This window comes from Szabonella alba, from assembly GCF_016765775.1.
Classification (GTDB): domain Bacteria; phylum Pseudomonadota; class Alphaproteobacteria; order Rhodobacterales; family Rhodobacteraceae; genus Szabonella; species Szabonella alba.
In genome coordinates, this window is the sequence record NZ_JAESVN010000044.1 from 1 (window position 1) to 1,147 (window position 1,147).

Consider the following 1,147-nt stretch of genomic DNA (forward strand, 5'->3'; position numbering starts at 1 on the left):
CGATCACCGGGTCGTCATTGGTTCCGGTGACGGTCACGGTGATGGTGGTGCTGGCGGTGCCGTCGAGCGAGGCCACGGTCCAGCGTTCGGTGAAGCTCGCACCCTCGGCCAGCGACTGAACCGCCGCCAGCGTGTTGTCGATCGCGTAGCTCCAGTTGCCCGCCGCGTCGATCACCAGCGTGCCAAGTGCGCCCGCGCCGCCATGGCTCGCCCCGGCAAAGGCAAGGCTGCCCGGCGCGATCAGGCTTTGGCCCGCATCGGGATCGGTCACCGTCAGGCTGCCCGTGGTGGTCAGCGTATCGGGCTGGTCATCCTCGGTCACGCCGCCCGTCACATCCCCGGTGATCGTCGCGGCGTCATTCGACCCCGTCACCGTCACCGTGATCGTCTCGCTGGTCAGACCATCCGCCGAGGTCACCACCAGCGTCTCGGTCGCCGTCTCACCCGCGTTCAGCGCCTGCGTCGCGGCCCGGTCATTGTCCAGCGCATAGGACCAGACCCCCGTCGCGGGGTTGAAGCTGAACTGCCCGTAAACCCCGGCCAGATCGCCCGCATCCGGCGTCTGGAACACCGACTGCCCCGCATCCGGATCGCTGACCACCAGTTGCCCGCCCGTCACCGGCTGGCCTGGCGCGGCATTGTCGCGGCCCCCGGCCTCGGTCACCGACCCCGTTGCCGGGCCGGTGATCACCGCCGCGTCATCCGCCCCCGTCACCACAACCGTCACCTGCGTCACGGCGCTGGCGCCATGTTCATCCGTCACCCGCAGATCAAAGGTCAGTGTCTCGGTCTGGCCTGCGGTCAGTCCTTGCGTCGCCGCCGCGCTGTTATCCAGAACATAGGCCCATTCCCCGGTCACCGCATCGACCGTGAAGCTGCCAAAGCGGCTGTCCGCCGGGGTCGCAAGGCTCCACCGCGTCTCCGCCCCCGCATCCGGATCGGACCAGACCAGTTGCCCCGAGGCCCCGGGCACGCCGCCATCCGCGCGGCCCGCCTCGGTCACCGCACCCGACAGGGTGCTTGCCGCCGCATCGATCACCGGCAGGTCATTCGTGCCCGTCACCGTCACAACCAGATCGGCCACCGCCGTGCCGCCCTGACCATCCGAGACCGTATAGGTGAACACCTCCTGCGCCGTCTGACCCAA

Annotated in this window: 1 protein-coding gene; it reads right to left on the bottom strand. The window is 69.3% G+C overall.

Annotation, left to right across the window (positions count from 1 at the left end):
* Nucleotides 1-1,147: VCBS domain-containing protein (locus JL811_RS19835; protein WP_202690429.1), on the bottom strand; the 1,147-nt coding region annotated here is incomplete at both ends.